This is a genomic window from Bradyrhizobium sp. BR13661 (assembly GCF_029892425.1).
Taxonomy (GTDB): domain Bacteria; phylum Pseudomonadota; class Alphaproteobacteria; order Rhizobiales; family Xanthobacteraceae; genus Bradyrhizobium.
Map to the genome: position 1 here is coordinate 46,312 of NZ_JARXWB010000034.1, position 14,558 is coordinate 60,869.

Genomic DNA, 14,558 nt, shown 5'->3' on the forward strand with positions numbered 1-14,558 from the left:
AACAGAGAGGACGAAGACCATGACCACACTGACAATCATGCCCGAGGGCAAGACCATCGAAGTCGCGGAGGGCACGACGCTGCTGGCCGCGCTGCTTGGAGCCGAGATTGCGATTCCGCACAAATGCGAAGGCCAGGCCAAATGCGGCTCCTGCCACATCTACGTGCAGGAAGGTCGCAAGGGACTGTCGAAGATCGCGCGGCTCGAGAACGAGAAGCTCGACGCGATCGTCGGCGTCAGCTCGAAGTCGCGGCTCGCCTGTCAGGCCACGATGCTCGGGACCGAGAACGTCAAGATCGAGCTGCTCGGCTTCTCGTCGGGCCTGTGAGCGGGAGAGGGACGATGGATACCCAGAACGTCATTCTCCATGCGCGTTTTGCACCGAACGGCACGATCGTCGAGATCAGCGAGCGGCCCGAGGGCCTGACGCCGCAGGCCTGGTTCAACTTTCTCAGCGACAAGGCCGGCGACGTCTACCAGGCGCTCGCGGGTGGTCGGGGCGTGTTCCGGCTGACGCGCGACGAAGTGACGGCACTCAAGCAGGCGGCGGCGCCAGCGGCGGCCTGACCAGAGGAAGGAGCGTCAATGGGCTCGGAAGAGATCGACGTTTTCGTCGTCTGCGCGAGCGACGATATCGAGCGCGGCGGCGCCAAGGCGTTCAGCCTGTCGCGCATCGACGCGTCCGGTGAGAGCCGGCCATTCCCGATCGTCGTGATCCGAGGCCACGACAACGTCTATCTCGGTTACGTTAACGCCTGCCCTCATGACGGTGTCTGGCTCAACATCGGCAGCGGAGACTTCTTCACGCAGGATCGCGCGTTCCTGAAATGCGGACGCCACGGCGCAACGTTCGAGATCGACAGCGGGCTTTGCATCGATGGCCCTTGCAACGGCAAGAGTCTCGAGCCGATCGCGCTGGCGGTGGTCGACGGCGAGGTCTGCCTGTGCGGCGAGCGGCTGGTCGAGGACGACCGGCCGTTCGGCGCTTTCGACGATCATGACGAGACCATGGAAATCATGATCCACCCGGATTAGCGGAGGACCGGCCGTGACTGTCGCCCAATTGCTCAATCGACTGAAACAGTTGCCGGAGGACGCCGTGGTGCTGATGGACAGCGGCGATGGGCTTTCGCGCGTATCCACGCTGGAATTTGTCGCCGATCAAGGTCCCGGCGCTCCAGCGGAGGTTATCCTGTCACCAAGCATGGACGAGTAGACGGGCGCAGCAGAAGGCATCAGTATGAGCGATACGGTCATCACAGCCTCAATGTTTGAACGGATCGGTGGCCCGGTCGTCATCGACCGCTTGGTGGAGAGCTTCTATCGGCGGATGGATTCGCTGCCGGAAGCCGCCGGCATCAGGGCGATGCATCCGGACGATCTCACATCGACCAAGCAGGTGTTGAAGCGATACCTCAGCGAATGGACCGGGGGTCCAAAACTCTATTCGCCGGAGAAAGGCCATCCGCGGCTGCGACAGCGTCACTTCGGCTTTCCGATCGGCAGCGCCGAGCGCGATGCCTGGTTGCTCTGCATGCGCGGTGCATTGGCCGAAACGGTTGCCGACGACACTGCGCGGGGAGAGATCGACGCCGCACTCACCAAGCTGGCCGACTGGATGCGCAACCAGGCCGGCAATCCGCACGATGCGCGCGGTGGCCACGCTTGAACGGACGCCGCGTCATTCCGGCAGTGGCAATCCAAAAAACTCCTCCTCTGCACCCCCCCACGCCGTATGCAGGGCGAGACCGTCCTGCCACTTGCCCATCTCTGTCTCGTTGGCCGTCCGGTGCGTGATCCTGCCTTCGGGGCGCTCGGCCAGCAAGAATGCCTTGCCGTTGCGTATGAAGCGATTGAGATCCTTGGTATCGGTCGGCCGGATCACGCAGCGCGGCGTATCGTCGATGAGAATGGTTGTCGGCAACATCGTGGAAGACTCCATCAATCCATCGGCGGTCCGAGATCGTCGTCGGCCTTCTTCTTTTTCTTCTTCTCGGTCTTGGCCTGGGCATAAGCGCCCGCATTCTTCAACAAAATCGGCTGCTGGCCCTCGACATATTGAGAGATCCAGAACAGGGTCCGCTCCAGGGCCGCGGCCGCCGCGTCCTCGCGGTAGCTGCCGCGTTCGTCGCAGCCGAAGCCCTGCGAGGCGTTGGCGTAGGTGAAGGCGCTGACATCGGGCCGCCAGGCGCGGAACTGCGTGATGGCCTCCATCGACAACTCCGGATCGTTCTCGCAGAAATGCAGAAGCGTCGGTACCTTGCGTTTCTCGCGATAGTCGGCGACCGCCTGGCTGCCGTCATAGCCGATCACGCAGGCGATGCCGTTGACCTTGTTGGCCGCGGCGTAGGCGAGGTCGCTACCCCAGCAATAGCCGACGATCGCGACCTTGCCGGCGTCTTTCACGGCATCGACGGTCGCCTGGATGTCCGAGATCGCCTGCTCCTTGCCGATTTGCGCGCTGATGGACGCGCCCTCGGCCTTGCCTTCCTTGTCGTGCCCCAGGCTGACGCCCGACTTGACCCGGTCGAACAGGGCCGGCGCGATCGCGACATAGCCCTTGGCTGCGAAGGCATCTGCGACCTTGCGGATTTCGGGTGTGACGCCGAAAACGTCCTGGAGAACCACGACGGCCCCCTTGGGCGCGTCCGCAGGCTCGGCGCGATAGGCGGAGAAGCTTGCTCCGTCGCTGGCAGTCAATTCGATCATGGTGTCGTCTCCTCTCCGGTGGGCCTCTGCTTGTTCCGCTAGAGCAGGCCGAGCTCGAGCTTGACGTCGTCGGTCATCCGCGATGAGTCCCAGGGTGGGTCGAATACCAGGCGCACGGCGACCTTCTCGACGCCGGCGACCTCGATCACCGCCTTCTCCACCCAGGTCAGCATCTCGCCGGCGACGGGGCAGCCGGGCGCGGTCAGCGTCATGTCGATCTCGACCAGACCATCGTCCTTGGGCTCGATCTGGTAGATCAGGCCGAGGTCGTAGATGTTCACGGGAATCTCGGGATCGTGCACGGTGCGCAGCGCCGCGATGATGCCGACCATCAACAACTCAGCCTCGGTATGGTCGGTCGTCGCCATCGCAGCCTCACTGAAGCCCCTCGGCCAGTGCCGCGACGACGGGCCAACCGACCGCGCCGGAGGGATCGAGCCTGCGCAGTGCGGCGAGCAGCTCGTGGGCCTGCTTTTGCTCGCCTTTCCTGAGATGGATGAAGGCAAGCGCTTTCAGCGTATAGAGCGCGAACCGGCCCGGCCCATCCGGCAATTCGGCCTGGGGACGCCAGCTGCGCCAGTCGGGATTCCAGCCTGCCTGATGTGCGGCTTCGCGCAGACCGCGCTCGGCGATGCTCTGGGCCTCGTCGAGACGGCCGCGATAAGTGTGCGTCTTGTAGAGACAGAAATAGACCGCGAGTTCGGTCGGTGCCGCGTCCAGGGCTCTCCGAAAGATGCGATCAGCTTCACTGGGGTCGCGCCGATAGGTGACCACGCCTTGCTGCAATAGCGAGTCGATTTCGGGCGCGATTTCACCGAAATTGATGCCGTCGGAATCGACGAGAACGGCTGTCATGCGCCTGTCCTCTTTGGTGTTCGGCGTTGGCCGCTGCTGAAGTCTGCGTGAGACAATTCCTGTTCCTCTGATCGGATGTCGAAACCCGGGTCTTGTCCCCACGAAGCAAAAGCCGGGCCGCGCGCGAATTTCGTGGAAAAGCGCGTCGACTGCGCGGTATCGCGGCCAGGTTGGACGCAGATCTGCGCGCGTTCGTTACGTCATCGACACGCATGCGCGTCGCGTTGTCGGAAGTCGGACATCGCTCCGACGCGTGAGCGCGCAAGTCTCTCTGAAATCATGAGTTCCGGAGTTGGTTTGGTGCTTGCATGGAGCGGCTGCGCAGCAGGAGTCGACGACATGGCGATGCTAGGAGCGGACATCGAGCAATTGATCAGGGAGGCGTTTCCCGACGCCCAGGTGATCGTGACGGATCTCGCCGGCGACGGCGACCATTACGGAGCGCGCGTGGTCTCGCGGGCCTTTGCCGGAAAGAGTCGAATTCAACAGCACCAGATGGTCTATGCCGCATTGCAGGGACAAATGGGCGGAGCGCTGCATGCGCTCGCGCTCGAGACGGCTGTGCCAACGTAAATATGGAAGGATAAACATATGAGCGATCCCACCGAACAGCGCATCAAGGACATCATTGCGGGCAGCGATGTCGTGCTGTTCATGAAAGGCGTTCCTGCTGCGCCGCAATGCGGCTTCTCTGGCACCGTCGTGCAGATCCTGAACGGGATCGGAGTGCCGTTCACCGGCATCAACGTGCTTGCCGATCCAGAGATACGCGAGGGCATCAAGACGTTCTCGAACTGGCCGACCATTCCCCAACTCTACGTCAAGGGCGAGTTTGTTGGTGGCTGCGACATCGTGCGCGAGATGTTCAAGCTGGGAGAGCTGGCAGCAGTGCTGAATGACAAGGGCGTCGCGGTGGCCGCGCCATGAGCGACAGCATGACCGAGGAGTTCGAGCTGCCGCAGCTCTACCGTCATCACGTCTTCGCTTGCCACACCCAGCGGCCGCCGACCCATCCGCGCGGAAGCTGTGGCGCGTCTGGCTGCGGGCCGTTGTGGGAGCGGCTCGGCAAGGCGATCGAGGCCAAGGGGCTTGCCGACGTCGGCTTCACCGCATCTGGCTGTCTCGGGTTCTGCGCCGCCGGTCCGCTGATGGTTGTTTACCCTGACGGTGTCTGGTATCGGCCGACGACGCCGGAGGACATCGACGAGATCGTCGATCAGCACCTGACGCAGGGCCGGCGCGTCGATCGCCTGGTGATGGTGCTCGCGCGGAGTTGAGCTTCACGGCTCCGCGCAGCCTGACAAGGCCTCTGGCCGCGTACAGCCCTGCAGATCGTCTCGTCCGCCGCCGAGCAACGAGGGAACCGGCTCGCGGTCGAAGCCGGCGCATCTGGCACCGTCGGCATCGATCAGCGGTCGCCTGATCAGCAGGGGATCGTCGAGCATGAGTGCGATTGCGTCCGCCGCGTCGATCTCCGCCGGCTTCACCTCTCCCGATTTGATTCGTGGCGCGGCCGGGTTGAACCACGACCCGACTGGTGTCGTACCGAAGAAGGTGCGCAGCTCCTGGGCGGTCCATGGTTCGGTCAAGAGGCTCTTCGCGACCACCCGGTGACCTGCCACCTCCAACGCGCGGATTTGCCGGGCGTTGGTCCCGCAGCCCGGCTTTTGGTAGAACAGCACTGTCGCCATGCGCGGGCCCTATTTTATCGCGCTGAGCTGGATCAGCGGCGCGGCCCCGCCGCGGCCGAGGATCGTGTCGACCTTCTTGCGGACGCCCTCCAGCGTCAGCGGCTTTACCACCGCGCCATGGGCGCCGGCCTTCATCGCTTCGACCGCGGTGGTCTCATCGGATTTGTCGGCCACGACGAGAATGCGAACGCCGGGAAATCTTGCGCCGATCTCGCCGACCAGGCCCGACCCGCGGGCCTTCAGAAAAGAGACGCCGAGCAGCACGACGTCGGGCTTCAACCAGTCCACGCCCTTGGCATAGGCTTCCTCGGGTGTTGCCAGCTCGTGGGTCTCGATTTCGTCATGCAGCATGAACTGGAGCGCGGCGCGGGTGATCTCGTCCTCGTCGACCACGAATACGCGCCGCTGGTCGACGGCCTTGGCTGTCTCGACACCGATCTGCATCTGACGTTCTCCTCGAATTGCCTCTTGAGGAGGGATAGCAATTTCCGTTCCGTGTCCCCGTCGCGGAAATCGCGGTGCATTCGCACCGCCAGCACTGCGATCCGTGTTCGGTTTCTGACAGTAGCCGTACCTCTGTAGGGTTCGACACAGCTTCTGTCGGTTGTGGGTGCGGAAATATTTCGCGAGCGCGATCAGCCCCTTAGGGCGCACGCAAACGAGTGGCACGCCAGTTGCTATTTGGATGCAGCAACAACGAGTGAGGGCTGGGAACACGCCGACGCTGCTGGCGAGCGATGTTCTCCTTCCCGAACCCCGCGGGCCCACGCTTCTGAGAGAGAAGCAATCTCGCGCGAGCAGCGCGGAGTCATTGGCAATCGGTTGATGGAGAGCAACATGTCTTCACTGAGACAAATCGCGTTTTACGGCAAGGGTGGTATCGGCAAATCGACGACGTCGCAGAACACGCTCGCGGCGCTTGCCGAGATGGGTCACAAGATCCTGATCGTCGGCTGCGATCCCAAGGCGGACTCGACCCGCCTGATCCTGCACGCCAAGGCGCAGGACACGATTCTGAGCCTCGCGGCCAACGCGGGAAGCGTCGAAGACCTCGAGATCGAGGACGTCATGAAGGTCGGCTATCGGGACATCCGCTGCGTCGAGTCCGGCGGTCCGGAGCCGGGCGTCGGCTGCGCCGGCCGCGGCGTCATCACCTCGATCAATTTCCTGGAAGAGAACGGCGCCTACGAGGATATCGATTACGTGTCCTATGACGTGCTGGGCGACGTTGTCTGCGGCGGCTTCGCGATGCCGATCCGCGAGAACAAGGCGCAGGAGATCTACATCGTCATGTCCGGCGAGATGATGGCAATGTATGCCGCCAACAACATCTCCAAGGGCATTCTGAAGTATGCCAATTCCGGCGGCGTGCGCCTCGGCGGCCTGGTCTGCAACGAGCGCCAGACCGACAAGGAGCTGGAGCTGGCGGAAGCGCTGGCCAAGAAGCTCGGCACCCAGCTGATCTACTTTGTTCCGCGCGACAACATCGTGCAGCACGCCGAGCTGCGCCGCATGACCGTGCTGGAATATGCGCCGGAGTCCCAGCAGGCCGAGCACTACCGCAAGCTCGCGCACAAGATCCACAATAACGGCGGCAAGGGCATCATCCCGACCCCGATCACGATGGACGAGCTCGAGGACATGCTGATGGAGCACGGCATCATGAAAGCGGTCGACGAGTCCGTCGTCGGCAAGACTGCGGCCGAGCTCGCCGCGCTGTCGGCCTGAGCATCCTGCCGGCCTCCTCGCATCGGGGAGGCCGGCACATGTCGTCGCCCCGTGGGAAAACCGGCGGAGCTTTCCGTGATTGCGACTCAAGCGACTACGATCGAACCGGCAGCGCGTCCGCCTGTAGGCTCGGGCGCTGACGGACTGCATGGAGGAATAGAATTTTATCGTCTGCTGATGGGCTATCCTCCCGCGGAGGCTGACATCGGGGAGGATATGGCTTTCGACCGTCACGTGCTGGCATCGATCCTGGCTGCGGCGTCAATGGACGGCGGTCAGATTGCAGAGCGCGCCGGTCTTACGGAGCAGGAGTTCAACGATCTGCTCGCCGGCTATTTCCCGGCGGCGACGGTCCGGGCGTTCGCCTGGATGCCGAAATCGGCCGTTGAGGCCGACGATGAAACGATCATGGTGCGCGATCTTCTGCGCGGGCAGCGTTCGACGGACGGCGAAGTGGGCCATTGGCTCGCAGCGATGATCGCACGGCGCGCGATGGAGCCGAACCACCTCTGGGAGGATCTCGGATTGCGTGAGCGGCCGGAATTGTCGCGGCTGCTGACGCGCCACTTTGCGCCGCTTGCTGGCCGCAACACTAAAAACATGCGCTGGAAGCGCTTCTTCTATCGCATGCTTTGCGAGGACGACGGCTTCGTGATGTGCACGACCCCGGTCTGCACCCAATGCAACGATTTCGACCTCTGCTTCGGTGAGGAAAGCGGCGAGAGCCGGATGGCGGAACGCCGTCGGGAATTTTTGCGCGGTGTCGGCGATCTGTCGATGTCTGGCGGTGATGATTAGGCCTGAGGTCAATGAGCGTGGGCACCATCAGTGAAACGGACGTCTGCGAGTTGGCTGCGCAAGGGGTGCCTGCTGCGGCCGGGCTCTGCGGCAACGACGCGCCCGCTGTCGAGCGGTTGCGCGAGGCAGGCCTGCGTCCGACGCGCCAGCGCGTGAGACTGGCTGAGCTGCTGTTCGACAAGGGCGATCGTCACGTGACGGCCGAGATGCTCCACGGCGAGGTTCTTGAAGCCGGTGTCTATCTGTCGCTTGCGACCGTCTACAATACTCTCAACCAGTTTACACAAGCCGGATTGTTGAGGCGGATTGGTCCCGACGGATCGCGCTCTTTCTTCGACACAAATACCAGCGTGCATCCACATTTCTATCTCGTTGGTGAGGACATTCTGATCGACGTACCGGAGAGACTGGTGCTTGAGCAGATGCCGGACGCATTGCCCGGGCACGAGATCGCCAGGCTCGACATCATCATTCATATCTGCCGCAAGCCGAGCGACGCGTGACGTCGCCTTTGCGACCCTGTCGGATTTCCGACAAGACGGGCAGCAGCTCGAAAAATCAACGATTTCAGATGCCTGGCTGAAGTCTGCCGTGGTGGCACGGCTGTTGCTGAAGTGTCCGTGGAAGACTGAAGTGTCCGTGGAAGAACAGTACGGAGCCTGCCGATGGCACTCGCCGAAAAGATGTCCCTGCTCAATGACAAGAGGCCAAGATCAATCGTTCTCAACGACACGACGTTGCGCGACGGCGAGCAAGCCCCGGGAGTGGCTTTTACGACCGCAGAAAAGGTGTCCATTGCCGGCGCCTTGGCGCGGGCCGGCATTGTGGAGATCGAAGCCGGTACTCCCGCGATGGGCGAGGAGGAGATCGCCGCCATTCGCGCCATCGTCGACGCAGATCTCCCGGCCAGCATCATCGGCTGGTGCCGGATGCGAACGGCTGACGTCGACGCAGCCATCCAGGCCGGCGTCTCCATGGTGAATGTCTCGATCCCAGCCTCCGACGTGCAGATCGCGGCCAAGCTCGGCGGCAGCCGGCAAGCGGCGCTTGACCAGGTGCGGCGTGTGGTCGGCTATGCGCGCGACAAGGGGTTGGACGTCGCGGTGGGCGGCGAGGACTCATCGCGGGCCGACGTCGGCTTCCTTGTCGAGTTGATCGCAACCGCGAAGGCTGCAGGCGCGCGTCGTTTCCGCATTGCCGATACCTTGAGCGTGCTCGATCCCGATGCGTCGTTTACGTTGTTGGCCGCGCTCCGGGCCACGACCGATCTCGAGCTCGAATTCCACGGTCACGACGATCTGGGCCTGGCGACCGCCAACACGCTTGCCGCGATCAAGGCCGGCGCCACCCATGCCTCGGTGACCGTGATCGGGCTTGGCGAGCGGGCCGGCAACGCTCCGCTGGAGGAGGTCGCAGTTGCCCTCAAGCAGCTCTATGGCTGCGATACCGGCGTCGTGCTGTGCGAGCTCGAGAAGGTGGCATCCGTGGTTGCAGCCGCGGCTGCGCGGGCCATTCCGCTCAACAAGGCGATCGTCGGCGAGCATGTCTTCACCCACGAGTCCGGCATTCACGTCGACGGTCTCCTGAAGGACCAGCGCACCTATCAGGCGCTGGATCCGCGGCTGCTCGGCCGCTCCAACCGCATCGTGATCGGCAAGCATTCGGGTCTCGCGGCGATCACGTCGCTGCTCGCCGAGCTCCAGCTGGCCGTCAGCACGGAAGAAGCTAAGTCCGTTCTCGCCCGCGTTCGCCAGCATGCCGTGGCGCACAAGGGAGCCGTCGGTCGGGAGACCGTAACGACAATCTGGCGCGAGGTGCGCGAGAGCTCGCTTCTCAACTGCGCGTGAGGAAATCATGGCCTGCGTCGTCGACATTCCGCTCGCCGAATCGTCTCCTCCCGGAGCGGTCAAGCCGTCTCTGCTCAAGCTGATCCGCGAGGACATCGCCTGCGTGCGCCAGCGCGATCCCGCCGCGCGCGGCCAGCTCGAGACGATCCTGACATATCCGGGCGTCCACGCCGTGATCTGGTATCGAATCGCCAATCGGCTTTGGGCGGATGGCTGGCGGTTTCCGGCGCGTCTCCTGTCCTGGTTCGGTCGCTTGGTAAGCAATGTCGACATTCATCCCGGCGCGCGCATCGGCCACCGCTTCTTCATCGATCACGGCGCCTGCGTCGTGATCGGCGAGACCGCGGAGATCGGTGACGACGTGACGCTGTATCATGGCGTCACGCTCGGCGGCACCTCGTGGTTCCCCGGCAAGCGGCACCCGACACTGGAAGATCGGGTTGTGGTGGGGGCGGGCGCCAAGATCCTGGGACCGATCACGGTCGGCGCCGGCTCTCGCGTCGGCGCCAATTCGGTGGTGATCGACAGTACGCCGCCCGACGTCACCGTGGTCGGCATTCCCGCGCGCGTCGTGCGCCCGCAACTCGGTCATCGCCGCGTCGTTGGCCGCATCGATCTGGATCATCATCTGATGCCCGACCCGGTCGGCGACGCCATTGCCGTGTTGCTCGACCGGGTCGAATTCCTGGAAGCGCGGCTCACCCACATGCAGCGGCGCACCCGGCATGCCGACGGGCCGGCGGCGCGGGAGCCGGCCTGCGATGCGTCGCAGCACCCGACGGAGAACGAAAATGGCTGATGGAATTTTGACCAAACTCAACGGGGCATCGGCGGCCGAGGAGTTCTTCACCCTGCTTGGGGTCGACTATGACCCGAAGATCGTCAACGTGGCGCGGCTGCACATCCTTCGGCGCATGGGCCAGTACCTCGCCGGGGAGGATTTTTCCGGCGCGGCGGACGAGACCGTGGCCGAACGATGCAAGACCGTGCTGGAGCGCGCCTATGCTGACTTCGTCGCCTCCTCGCCGATCGACCAGCGAGTCTTCAAGGTGTTGAAGGACGCAGTCGCACCGCAAGCGAAGCCGGGGCCGACGTTGGTCCAGATCGGTTCGCTCAAGTGAGCCGGCGCTGTGTCGCATTTGCGACGCGTGTCGGAGCAACGTTGTCGGCTCCGCCGCGCAAAGCGGATGCAAGCAATACCGTCGCTTCTCTAAGTGGCTGTACCCGCACTGCATTTCAATCGCTGGCGCAATTGGTACGACACTTGCTGTTCTTTCTCTGAAGAAAGTTCTGGAGACGAAGCATATGCACATCGTCGTCTGTATCAAGCAGGTCCCCGACTCCGCGCAGATTCGCGTGCATCCCGTGACCAACACCATCATGCGTCAGGGCGTTCCGACCATCATCAACCCCTATGATCTCTTCGCATTGGAAGCCGCGCTCGAGCTGCGCGACCAGTTCGGCGGCGAGGTCACGGTGCTGACGATGGGGCCGCCATCCGCCGAGGACTCCCTGCGCAAAGCGCTGACTTTTGGCGCGGACCGCGCGGTGCTGCTGACGGACCGCTTCTTTGCCGGCGCCGATACGCTGGCGACGACCTACGCGCTCGCCACCGCGATCCGCAAGATCTCGACCGAGTTCGGTGCGCCCGATCTCGTCTTCACGGGCAAGCAGACCATCGATGGCGATACGGCGCAGGTCGGTCCGGGCATCGCCAAGCGGCTTGGCCTGTTGCAGCTCACCTATGTCGCGAAGGTCAGCGCGCTGGATCTGACGGCCCGCACCATTGACGCCGAGCGCCGCTCCGAGGGTGGCGTGCAGATCCTGCGCACCCGACTGCCATGCCTCGTCACCATGCTGGAGGCGACCAACCAGATCCGCCGCGGCGCAATGGCTGACGCGCTGCGCGCCGCGCGTGCCCCGATCGTAAAATGGAGCGCGCAGGACGCGGGCGTCGAGGACATCTCGAAATGCGGCCTGCGCGGTTCGCCGACCATCGTCAAGCGAGTGTTCGCGCCGTCCGCCCGCAGTGAAAAGGCTGCGATGATCGAAGCAGGAGAGCAGCCCGCCGAGGCGCTGATCGATGCCATCTTCAAGCGCCAGCCGGCGCTCGAGACCGAGCTTACGACGCTGGCGCGCGGCTACTGAGGCGAGGGGAGCAAGCACCATGAGCACCGCACCGAAGACAGCCGCTCCAGCCGCGGGTCGCGCAGCAACGAAGAAGGAGCTGCCCGAGCATTTCAAGGCCTACAAGCATGTCTGGGTCTTCATCGAGCAGGAGCGCGGCCAGGTTCATCCCGTGTCCTGGGAGCTGATGGGCGCGGGCCGCAAGCTCGCCGACAAGCTCAAGGTCGATCTCGCCGCGGTCGTGATCGGCCCGGAGGGCGAGGCGACGCAGAGCGCGGCCACGGAAGCTTTCTGCTACGGCGCCGATCTCGCTTACGTCGTCGCCGACAGCGTGCTCGCTGATTATCGCAACGAGTCCTACACCAAGGCGCTGACCGACGTCGTCAACACCTACAAGCCGGAAATCCTTCTGCTCGGGGCCACCACGCTCGGCCGCGATCTCGCGGGTTCGGTGGCGACGACCCTGCTGACCGGTCTGACCGCTGATTGCACTGAACTCGATGTCGATAGCGACGGATCGCTGGCGGCGACGCGGCCGACCTTTGGCGGTTCGCTGCTCTGCACGATCTACACGCTCAACTATCGTCCGCAGATGGCGACGGTGCGTCCGCGCGTGATGCCGATGCCGGAGCGCGTCGTGCGACCGGTCGGGCGCATCGTCAGCCATCCGCTCGGTCTCGTCGAAGACGACATCGTGACGAAGGTGCTGTCGTTCCTTCCCGACCGTGATTCCGCGAAGTCCAATCTGGCCTATGCTGACGTCGTCGTTGCCGGCGGGCTGGGGCTCGGATCGCCGGAGAACTTTCAGCTGGTTCGCCAGCTCGCCGGTGTGCTCGGTGCCGAATACGGCTGCTCACGGCCGCTGGTCCAGAAGGGCTGGGCGACCTCCGATCGCCAGATCGGCCAGACCGGCAAGACCATTCGGCCAAAGCTCTACATCGCCGCGGGCATTTCCGGCGCGATCCAGCATCGCGTCGGCGTTGAGGGTGCCGACCTGATCGTCGCCATCAACACGGACAGGAACGCGCCGATCTTCGAATTCGCCCATATGGGCATCGTTACCGACGCTGTCCGGTTGCTGCCGGCGTTGACGGCGGCATTCCGCGCCCGGCTGTCGCCGCATTCGCGCGACCGGATCGCAAGCTAGGGAGGAGAAGCGCCATGATCGAGGAGAAATTCGACGCCATCGTGGTCGGTGCCGGCATGGCCGGCAACGCGGCGGCACTGACGCTCGCGCAGCGTGGTCTGAAGGTGCTTCAGCTCGAGCGGGGCGAATATTCCGGTTCGAAGAACGTGCAAGGTGCGATCCTCTATGCCGACATGCTGGAAAAGCTGATCCCGGATTTTCGTGAGGATGCACCGCTGGAGCGGCATCTGGTCGAGCAGCGATTCTGGATGATGGACGATCGCTCGCATACCGGCTTGCATTACCGCTCCGACGATTTCAACGAGGAAAAGCCGAACCGCTACACGATCATTCGCGCCCAGTTTGACAAATGGTTCTCCCAGAAGGTCCGCGAGGCCGGCGCCACCGTGCTGTGCGAGACGACGGTGACCGAACTTGCGCAAGACGCCTATGGCAAGGTGATCGGCGTGCGCACCGACCGCGCCGACGGCGAGATCCATGCCGACGTCGTGGTGCTGGCCGAGGGCGTCAATGGTCTGCTCGGCACCCGCGCGCACCTGCGCGAACGGCCGAAGCCCGACAAGGTCGCGCTCGCCGTGAAGGAGATGCACTTCCTGCCGCGCGAGACGATCGAGGCGCGCTTCAATCTCAAGGGCGATGAAGGCGTGGTGATCGAGGCCGCCGGCACCATTTCGCGCGGCATGACTGGCATGGGCTTCATCTATGCCAACAAGGAGTGCATCTCGCTCGGCATCGGCTGCTTGGTCGCCGACTTCCAGCGCACCGGCGAGACGCCGTACGGCCTGCTCGATCGCTTCAAGCGGCATCCGTCGGTCGCCCCGCTGATCGAGGGCTCCGAGGTGAAGGAATATGCCGCGCATCTGATCCCGGAAGGCGGCTTCAAGGCCATCCCGCAGCTCTATGGCGAGGGCTGGGTCGTTGTGGGCGATGCAGCCCAGCTCAACAACGCCATCCATCGCGAGGGCTCGAACCTGGCGATGACGTCGGGCCGCATCGCGGCGGAGGCGATCTTCCAGGTCAAGTCGCGCAAGGACCCGATGACCGCGGAGAATCTGGCGCTCTACAAGAAGATGCTCGATGATTCCTTCGTGATGAAGGACCTCAAGAAGTACAAGGACATGCCTGCGCTGATGCACACCCAGTCGCAGAGCTTCTTCCTGACCTATCCGGAGCTCGTCTCCAAGGCGATGCAGAACTTCCTGCGCGTCGACGGTACGCCGAAGGTCGAGAAGGAGAAGACGACGTTCAAATCGTTCATCAAGGCGCGCTCGTGGAGCGGTCTGTTCGGCGACGCTTTCCGTATCGCACGTGCCTGGCGGTGAAGTAACGCTAACACCAACGATGGAGACCCCAATCATGTCGATCGAGCCATCCGTGCGTGTCGAGGACAAGCTGTTTTACAATCGCTACCTGGTCGATGCCGGGCGGGCCCACATCAAGGTGAGGCCGCATACCGAGCCGTCGCCGGAGCTCCTGAGCATGCTCAAGGCCTGCCCGGCTCGCTGCTACGAGCTTAATGACAAGGGGCAGGTCGAGATCACCGTCGACGGCTGCATCGAATGCGGCACCTGCCGCGTGATCTGCGAGGGGAGCGGCGACATCGAGTGGAGCTATCCGCGCGGTGGCTACGGCGTCCTGTTCAAGTTCGGTTGATCC

At 63.7% G+C, this 14,558-nt stretch carries 24 protein-coding genes; 18 read left to right on the forward strand and 6 right to left on the reverse strand.

Going from position 1 to position 14,558, the window contains the following annotated elements:
* Positions 1-19: 19 nt before the first annotated feature.
* From M2427_RS35695 to M2427_RS35715, 5 genes are read left to right on the forward strand one after another with little or no spacing between them, the layout of a single operon-like run.
* Positions 20-328 carry a 2Fe-2S iron-sulfur cluster-binding protein gene (locus M2427_RS35695; protein WP_280711490.1) on the forward strand — a complete coding sequence of 103 codons (309 nt, stop codon included), beginning with the start codon at positions 20-22 and terminating at the stop codon, positions 326-328.
* A gap of 14 nt (positions 329-342) precedes the next feature.
* Positions 343-567: a hypothetical protein gene (locus M2427_RS35700; RefSeq protein ID WP_280711491.1), complete on the forward strand. Its 225-nt coding sequence runs from the start codon at positions 343-345 to the stop codon at positions 565-567.
* A gap of 18 nt (positions 568-585) precedes the next feature.
* Positions 586-1,035: a Rieske 2Fe-2S domain-containing protein gene (locus tag M2427_RS35705; protein WP_280711492.1), complete on the forward strand. Its 450-nt coding sequence runs from the start codon at positions 586-588 to the stop codon at positions 1,033-1,035.
* Between the two features lie 13 nt (positions 1,036-1,048).
* On the forward strand, positions 1,049-1,216 hold the full coding sequence (locus tag M2427_RS35710) for a hypothetical protein (RefSeq protein WP_280711493.1): 168 nt from the start codon (positions 1,049-1,051) through the stop codon (positions 1,214-1,216).
* Between the two features lie 24 nt (positions 1,217-1,240).
* A complete protein-coding gene (locus M2427_RS35715) occupies positions 1,241-1,669 on the forward strand; it encodes a group II truncated hemoglobin (protein ID WP_280711494.1) in 429 nt (142 codons plus the stop codon).
* A 12-nt stretch (positions 1,670-1,681) separates the two neighbouring features.
* Here M2427_RS35715 and M2427_RS35720 read toward each other — a convergent pair whose 3' ends face one another.
* From M2427_RS35720 to M2427_RS35735, 4 genes are read right to left on the reverse strand one after another with little or no spacing between them, the layout of a single operon-like run.
* Positions 1,682-1,927: a hypothetical protein gene (locus M2427_RS35720; protein WP_280711495.1), complete on the reverse strand. Its 246-nt coding sequence runs from the start codon at positions 1,925-1,927 to the stop codon at positions 1,682-1,684.
* 14 nt (positions 1,928-1,941) lie between these two features.
* Complete coding sequence (locus M2427_RS35725; RefSeq protein ID WP_280711496.1) at positions 1,942-2,709, reverse strand: dienelactone hydrolase family protein; 768 nt, start codon at positions 2,707-2,709, stop codon at positions 1,942-1,944.
* A gap of 38 nt (positions 2,710-2,747) precedes the next feature.
* A complete protein-coding gene (locus M2427_RS35730) occupies positions 2,748-3,077 on the reverse strand; it encodes an iron-sulfur cluster assembly protein (RefSeq protein WP_280711497.1) in 330 nt (109 codons plus the stop codon).
* Positions 3,078-3,084: 7 nt separating this feature from the next.
* Positions 3,085-3,564, reverse strand: coding sequence for a hypothetical protein (locus M2427_RS35735; protein ID WP_280711498.1), 480 nt, complete (start codon positions 3,562-3,564; stop codon positions 3,085-3,087).
* A gap of 339 nt (positions 3,565-3,903) precedes the next feature.
* Here M2427_RS35735 and M2427_RS35740 point away from each other — a divergent pair, with 339 nt between their 5' ends.
* Genes M2427_RS35740 through M2427_RS35750 form a run of 3 tightly spaced genes read left to right on the forward strand, consistent with a single transcriptional unit; the run spans position 3,904 to position 4,841 of the window.
* Positions 3,904-4,137, forward strand: coding sequence for a BolA family transcriptional regulator (locus M2427_RS35740; RefSeq protein WP_280711499.1), 234 nt, complete (start codon positions 3,904-3,906; stop codon positions 4,135-4,137).
* An 18-nt stretch (positions 4,138-4,155) separates the two neighbouring features.
* Positions 4,156-4,491 carry a Grx4 family monothiol glutaredoxin gene (gene grxD / locus M2427_RS35745; RefSeq protein WP_280711500.1) on the forward strand — a complete coding sequence of 112 codons (336 nt, stop codon included), beginning with the start codon at positions 4,156-4,158 and terminating at the stop codon, positions 4,489-4,491.
* The gene (locus M2427_RS35750) at positions 4,488-4,841 is read left to right on the forward strand and encodes a (2Fe-2S) ferredoxin domain-containing protein (RefSeq protein WP_280711501.1); all 354 of its coding nucleotides are present in this window, start codon (positions 4,488-4,490) and stop codon (positions 4,839-4,841) included. The genes grxD and M2427_RS35750 overlap by 4 nt, the downstream gene beginning before the upstream one ends.
* 3 nt (positions 4,842-4,844) lie before the next feature.
* On the opposite strand, the gene M2427_RS35755 is transcribed toward M2427_RS35750, so the two are convergent.
* Together M2427_RS35755 and M2427_RS35760 are read right to left on the reverse strand one after the other, a co-directional pair.
* Positions 4,845-5,255, reverse strand: a complete 411-nt coding sequence (locus tag M2427_RS35755) for an ArsC/Spx/MgsR family protein (protein ID WP_280711502.1) — start codon at positions 5,253-5,255, stop codon at positions 4,845-4,847.
* 9 nt (positions 5,256-5,264) lie between these two features.
* Positions 5,265-5,699: a response regulator gene (locus M2427_RS35760; RefSeq protein WP_280711503.1), complete on the reverse strand. Its 435-nt coding sequence runs from the start codon at positions 5,697-5,699 to the stop codon at positions 5,265-5,267.
* A 393-nt stretch (positions 5,700-6,092) separates the two neighbouring features.
* Between M2427_RS35760 and nifH the strand changes: the two genes are divergently transcribed.
* The 10 genes from nifH (at position 6,093) to M2427_RS35810 (ending at position 14,555) form a co-directional block, all read left to right on the forward strand.
* The gene (gene nifH, locus M2427_RS35765; protein WP_280711504.1) at positions 6,093-6,983 is read left to right on the forward strand and encodes a nitrogenase iron protein; all 891 of its coding nucleotides are present in this window, start codon (positions 6,093-6,095) and stop codon (positions 6,981-6,983) included.
* Between the two features lie 99 nt (positions 6,984-7,082).
* On the forward strand, positions 7,083-7,781 hold the full coding sequence (locus tag M2427_RS35770) for a nitrogen fixation protein NifQ (protein ID WP_280711538.1): 699 nt from the start codon (positions 7,083-7,085) through the stop codon (positions 7,779-7,781).
* 11 nt (positions 7,782-7,792) lie between these two features.
* Entirely contained in the window at positions 7,793-8,284 is a 492-nt protein-coding gene (gene irr, locus M2427_RS35775; protein WP_280711505.1) for a Fur family transcriptional regulator Irr, read from the forward strand.
* A 162-nt stretch (positions 8,285-8,446) separates the two neighbouring features.
* Entirely contained in the window at positions 8,447-9,628 is a 1,182-nt protein-coding gene (nifV, locus tag M2427_RS35780) for a homocitrate synthase (RefSeq protein ID WP_280711506.1), read from the forward strand.
* Positions 9,629-9,635: 7 nt separating this feature from the next.
* Complete coding sequence (cysE, locus tag M2427_RS35785; RefSeq protein WP_280711507.1) at positions 9,636-10,427, forward strand: serine O-acetyltransferase; 792 nt, start codon at positions 9,636-9,638, stop codon at positions 10,425-10,427.
* Positions 10,390-10,749: a nitrogenase stabilizing/protective protein NifW gene (nifW, locus tag M2427_RS35790; protein WP_280711508.1), complete on the forward strand. Its 360-nt coding sequence runs from the start codon at positions 10,390-10,392 to the stop codon at positions 10,747-10,749. Before cysE ends, nifW begins: the two co-directional genes overlap by 38 nt.
* A gap of 184 nt (positions 10,750-10,933) precedes the next feature.
* Positions 10,934-11,776, forward strand: coding sequence for an electron transfer flavoprotein subunit beta/FixA family protein (locus M2427_RS35795; protein WP_280711509.1), 843 nt, complete (start codon positions 10,934-10,936; stop codon positions 11,774-11,776).
* Between the two features lie 19 nt (positions 11,777-11,795).
* Complete coding sequence (locus M2427_RS35800) at positions 11,796-12,902, forward strand: electron transfer flavoprotein subunit alpha/FixB family protein (RefSeq protein WP_280711510.1); 1,107 nt, start codon at positions 11,796-11,798, stop codon at positions 12,900-12,902.
* 14 nt (positions 12,903-12,916) lie between these two features.
* Positions 12,917-14,224, forward strand: coding sequence for an FAD-dependent oxidoreductase (locus M2427_RS35805; RefSeq protein WP_280711511.1), 1,308 nt, complete (start codon positions 12,917-12,919; stop codon positions 14,222-14,224).
* 34 nt (positions 14,225-14,258) lie between these two features.
* A complete protein-coding gene (locus M2427_RS35810) occupies positions 14,259-14,555 on the forward strand; it encodes a ferredoxin family protein (RefSeq protein WP_280711512.1) in 297 nt (98 codons plus the stop codon).
* Positions 14,556-14,558: the final 3 nt, after the last annotated feature.